Annotated in this window: 4 protein-coding genes; all 4 read right to left on the reverse strand. The window is 41.1% G+C overall.

All coding sequences use genetic code 11. From position 1 onward, the window contains the following. Window positions 1-65: 65 nt before the first annotated feature. From ACOMD9_RS20900 to gapS6a, 4 genes are read right to left on the reverse strand one after another with little or no spacing between them, the layout of a single operon-like run. Window positions 66-1,412, reverse strand: a complete 1,347-nt coding sequence (locus ACOMD9_RS20900; protein ID WP_421417938.1) for a phospholipase D family protein — start codon at window positions 1,410-1,412, stop codon at window positions 66-68. A 37-nt stretch (window positions 1,413-1,449) separates the two neighbouring features. After that, a complete protein-coding gene (locus tag ACOMD9_RS20905) occupies window positions 1,450-1,902 on the reverse strand; it encodes a BsuBI/PstI family type II restriction endonuclease (RefSeq protein WP_421417940.1) in 453 nt (150 codons plus the stop codon). Between the two features lie 26 nt (window positions 1,903-1,928). Beyond that, a complete protein-coding gene (locus ACOMD9_RS20910) occupies window positions 1,929-5,321 on the reverse strand; it encodes a tetratricopeptide repeat protein (RefSeq protein ID WP_421417942.1) in 3,393 nt (1,130 codons plus the stop codon). A gap of 15 nt (window positions 5,322-5,336) precedes the next feature. Beyond that, on the reverse strand, window positions 5,337-5,675 hold the full coding sequence (gene gapS6a / locus ACOMD9_RS20915) for a GapS6a family protein (RefSeq protein ID WP_421417943.1): 339 nt from the start codon (window positions 5,673-5,675) through the stop codon (window positions 5,337-5,339). Window positions 5,676-5,843 lie beyond the last annotated feature (168 nt).

Raw genomic sequence — 5,843 nt, forward strand, 5'->3', positions numbered from 1 at the left:
GAAAAAGCCCAGCACAAGCGTGACATATTTAACTCCACAATAACCATTCGACTCATTAAGTCTAATCAGTGTATCTTAACGTCATAACCAAGAGCTCTTAGCCCTTTACTCGTTCTGCCATTGCGAGGCGGACAAAGCTCCGGCCTAGCCCAGCCTGTCATCTCGGATATCTGGTTGATACCAAAATGGGGGAATTTTCGCTTCGAGCTATACGCAGCCTCGAAAAGCCTTTCTACGATATCTTCTGGCTTGCCTGAGTCCATGACGTATATCAGTAGGTCCTTTATCGTCTGCCCTGACTGATTTTTCTTTGTCCACAACCACTCTGCAAAGGCTTCAACACGGCCATCCAGGGCCGTATGGGCATCATCAATGCCCAAGACCTCTAACCGCATACGTTTAACGTGGTCCGCCGTGGAGTGGTTGGCTTTGCAGATCTCGGCAAAATCTTCGACGGTCAAGTTGCCTATGTTCTCTTTTGACAGCAACTCATGTATCACCGGAGCTCTATGATGGCAGTTGTGGTCTTCGTCAGAAGGTGGCTCTGGCAGTCGTGACCACCAAGTGAGGCCGTATTCCAAGGCTCTGGCAGGATCGGCTTTATTTTGGCTATAAAACTCTTCGTATGGGTGCTTAGCACCATCTTTAACCTTATTGTAGTAGTAGGCATGTAAGAACTGGTCAGCCTGCCACTCTGGGGGAACATCCTCGTTGAGCCATGCAGGGCGGTAGTCTGGAGCCTTGCTGGCAATGTTTCGGAGATACGACAGCCCATCGCCCCACTCCCTGATAAAACGGCTCCTATGGGCATCGTAGGCTTTCTCAGGAGTTGTATGAGTCGCTGGACCTTCCCAGACCCCATGCTTCCTTTTCTTCTTGCTGGTATCGTCAATTGTTCGCAACTGACTTCTTCTCATCTCGTATAGAGCTTCTTGCTCTACGATAACTTCCTCCGTCAGCGGGAATATCTCTTCATACGAAGATAAGTTTTCAAAGAATAGCTCTAACTGACCTAACGAGTCATCGGCAGAAAGCTCTTCTTCGCTCAGAAACACTCCAAACTCGATGTTCGTAAGCCAAGCTCTATCCGTTAGGTTAGCAGAGCCAATATATGCTCCATAGCCCTTCCACCAAATCACCTTCGAGTGAAGGATATCGGGAACAAGGTTACAGAAGATATTGTTCCCTACGTTTGCCAGCAACTTCCTAAGCAGCATTGGTGCCACTGGAACGGTGTGGTCGTATCGCATCCAGATATCGAGGCGAAGCTTGTTATCAAGACAGTTTTGGAGAAGAGTAGATGCATCGCTCCCATAGGCAATAGCTGCCTTCACAAGCTCAACATCGTCTTCACTTGATGGCAATACGTCACGAAGATATGAGCCGTTGACTTTGTTTCCGTAAAACTTCATAACCCCCCTGCTCCCTTTGCACCTATCTAAACCTTATCTATCTCGCCTGCATCACAGGCTTATCATCGTAATGAATCATATGATCGGACTCATTGGCTATCCATACTTTAGTTCCCCATGCTATTTGGTCAGCCACTTGGGAAAACTCAAACCTAGTCGAAAATACTGAAATCAACACACTGGCAAGCCCTGAAGACTGAAGAGATTCGTCAATCTTTATCTTTTCACCCTCTGTTATTGGACCTGAAATTTCAGAATAAACAAACAGGCATACCAATTTACTGGAGGAAGAATAAAAAACAGCATCAGAGAAGGCAGCTAAATCTGAGATAACCTTCGGAAGTTCGGATGCTTTACCATAGGAGGCCTTATTTGAAATGGGAGTGCCCGTACGATTGCCAAATGTAGCAATACCACCATACTCTTCCGTGAATTTCTCATATAATATACCGAGAGATTCATCAAAGAATTTCTTTCTTACATTATTCAATGCCCCCACCTCTCAAGCTCAAAGCTCTAGTTAGTATCAGCATATGGAGTATATTGCTTTTCTTGAAAATACTCCACAACTGCCTGTCGATTCAAAAAGTGTCCAAAAATGAAATTTTCATAGAATGGAATCAGCTTCCTTATATCAAACATTGCCTTATGAGCTTTAAAGGAGGACTGCTGAATAGACATGGCAAGCTTATACTCTGCTGGATAACCATTGGTTCTAGAAATCTGAAGTCTGAACACCTCATTTAATAGAGAAACAGCACACTTAACAACCTCAGCCGACCTTCTCTCTTGAAGTTTGAAGGCGATATACACAGGCATCGCATCAAGAGATGAGTTTAACCCCCTGTTTTCAAGTATAGAAGACTTATGTTTTTCAAAAATTTTCCTTAAGACCGTAAGGCTAGTAGCCTTGAAATCAAAAATCAGATCAAGAATATCTTCGTTATGCACGGGAAAAGGAAGGTCAGCAAAGACATGCCACTTTAAACCATTCAGCTTATTTTCAAACTCCTCTTCTCTTGATAACTTAGAAGCAAGAATATGCATTGGATATGCATCTACTCCATAGTTTGAAACGAAGCCACCAATTGCATTATCAATGGTTAACCATGATACACGATAAGAATGGCAGGCCATTATCGTATGAACTACCGTGTCATCAATAGCCCCTTTCAAGATATTAAGATCTTGAGGTAGATCAGCTTCAAGAATTTTGGTGTCGTCAACGACTGTGATTTTATACAAGATCTCATCAAGACCTTCAATGAAGTCTTTAAAATCTCTCTCTATATCCTCCCCTAGAGTTCTGACTAAATGCCCACTATCACTGAGGCCAAGTGTCATATACTCTGGAGATGTTATAGTGTCACGAAATTCTTTCAAAAGCCTTTTTGTTTCTTCCGTATATTTTATATTTTGTCTACAAAAACTTTTCGCCAATCCCGTCAAGCAAACATAGATAATGGTATAAACATCCGCAATGTATTCGAGCGATTCTTGCCCTGGGCTCTCCACTGGAAGTATCATCTTAGATATTGACGGATCTACAAACAACTCAAGAGCTGACTTGCATACTCCTTGAGAGTTAAGTGCATTACCTTTCATTAGCAATGGGATATTCGGATCAGCAAAAACCTCTTCACTTCTACGGGGTGAAAGCCTCCTGAGATTATCTTCCATAAAGGCAACAAGCTCATCGCCACCTTCTGGAACTTGGAGCATAAAAAAAGCATCGCTTCCATCATTCATTTCTTGTCTAATATCACAAGAAATTTGGAATGCGGCAACATAAGGTGGAATTTTACGATGAAGAGTTAAGTCTTCTACCCAGCCCTTATCTATGCCTCCCTCATTAAGAGCCAGAAGCCTTTCCGCTAAGTCTGAACTTGAGTCAATCACATACTGATTCGACGGATATATTTCATGCTCTACTACAATAGCCTTGCTTGACTTATTACCTTTATTGAAAGCAAGACCAACAACAGCATCACCAACATTTCGAGAGGTGGGAGTAAATTGCTCTGCGGTTTTATTCGACATGCTAAAACCAAGGTGTAAACCACTTACAACCTTAGAAGACCTTATCGGATCTCTTAGGAATAAATCGACAACCACTTCTTCAACTTTTGAAAAGTTTACGAAATGATACATCATTGCGAGCAATTGAATTGAGTCGTCATCATCTATACTGATTACGGAAACATCAATGCTATTTAAAAATTCACCAACCCCTTTGCCAAGACTTAACAAGACTCTCGCTTTCTGCAACAGAAACTGAGTAGCAGTTGGTTCTAAACGAATAGCTGGATCAATTGAATTTAATGCTTTATCAAACTCACCTTTATTGGCTTCATAATGGGATTTAAGAGACCAGTAGAAGCTAGAGTCTTGTGCATCATTGTGTAAATCTGATATCAGCTTATGAAAGCTGCTATACTGACTGCTATTATATAAAGCAATAAGATACTCTCTCATAATAGGAGAGAGCCACGGATCTTCCAAAGCGAGAGAGCCTTCTAGACATTTACAGACCTCACTGTAAAGTTCGTGGCGATGTAGATTTCTGGCAAGCTTAATGATAAGAAAAGGATTTATTTGTTTAAAGTCACCGCCAGAATCATAAAAATCTTGGATAAGACACGGGATATCTTTTTTATTTCTTAATCGAGACTTACTAGACGAAGCAGAATAGAGCAATAGACTAACAAACTTCTCAATAGACTCATCATCATTATCTATCAAGATTTCCTTTCCTATGAGCTTATCAGCAACACTACTATCTAAATAGTCAAGTGCCAACAAAACATCAACCACATCCAAAACATCTGCTGAAAGCACTTTCCTCTTCAATTCATTTCTTTTGCTTTCGCTTTCGCTAAGCAAAAAGCTTTGTTTTATATCACCTTCCAGATAACTATAGTCTTTGTTCTCAGTTGAATACAACAAGGCGGAAAATTCTGGGAAGTCCTCTTGCCACTTATCAATATATCTCCAACATACATCACTGAGTTGTTGATCTGCTGAGGCGGAGTAAGAAAGAATAGGCACTGCAAGTTTAAATAGCCGTTTGTCTCGCCCTTCAGATTTAACTATCAGTTTATATATATTATTGCAGAGCACCAGTATTTGGTCTTTAAGCCTCTTTTCTACAAACCAGAATGCTCGGTCGTTAAGATCGAGACTTATTTTCTTGCACAAAGCCTGTAAATACACCACTTCAAAATCGTGATCTTTATAGGTGTTTTTAGCTTTTCCGGAAAGCTTTAACGCAGCACTAAACTCATCAACTCTAAGCAGTCCTCTGATGATAGAAAGAACTTCTACATCACTACCGGTGGGTTCTGTTCTAGTGGCTTTTAGCTCATCTTTACTAGCCAAGAATTCTAAATACTGGCACCTGGATAAAAAGCCTGCATCCTTTTCACTTTTATATGCTTGAATAGCACCTTCTTCGTCATCGAGTATAAGCCTGACTCTAATCAAAGGTGCCAAAAACACATCCTTAATTTTTGGAGAAGTAGAATCAGCGAGAGCCCTAGAGATTTTTGGGTGAATAGCTCCTGCTTCAGACTGGTCTGTTAAACCAGAAATAAGCTTTAAAGCTTGTAAGTAAGGCTGAGATTCTTTGCCAAGCCTCCCTGTGCTCTCTACAGTATTTATTCTTGTCTTCGCACTATGGATATCGCCTCTACCAATGTCAGAAAAAACCTCAATTGATATTTCTTTGAGGTCATCAGGCATTAAATCCTGTAACTGATATTTATTGCCAGCAACATTATCACCGTCACCAGTGTGCTGTTGAATAGGGTGATTGCTGTCTAGGAAATACTTATTCCCCGCGACATTATCTCCTTCGCCTCCTCTGCCTCCAAATAGCGAATGAGTCATTTTTACAAAGCTTTTAAGCATAAGCAATTCCTTTTGCTAGCAAAATTTGTCGCCACCAACATTATCACCATTTCCATAGTGATACTGATTGGTTATATTTTGAACATTTTCTTGTTTGATAGTATTCAGTGTCTTTACAAGCTCAGGGTATTTCTCTATCCTTTTTCTTATACCCTTCTCACTGAGATCCTCTAATTCCTCACTTTGGTCTAGCTTGACAAGTTCTTCAGCTATCTTTTCAAGTTTCTGCTGATCATCATTGACTGCTTTAGCAAGCTCCCTCACTAGAAAATCCTTCGTAAGGGATACCCCATTTTTCGTGCATTCGTAAACAAGATTCGCAACGACACCTGCTGCAACACTCTCGATAAGCATGTCTTATTCCCTTTGATACTTATTGGTTAGCCATACACTCATATTAGGGTTATTTAGGAATGACTGCAATGAGGGGGGGGCAGCACCTAATGCGAATAAGCATCTGATTTTTATAGACTTTATAAGAGCTAAGAAGTGAGGGTATAGAGTTGCACCCTAGGTAGCGGA

The organism is Halomonas terrestris, from assembly GCF_049166755.1.
Lineage (GTDB): Bacteria > Pseudomonadota > Gammaproteobacteria > Pseudomonadales > Halomonadaceae > Halomonas.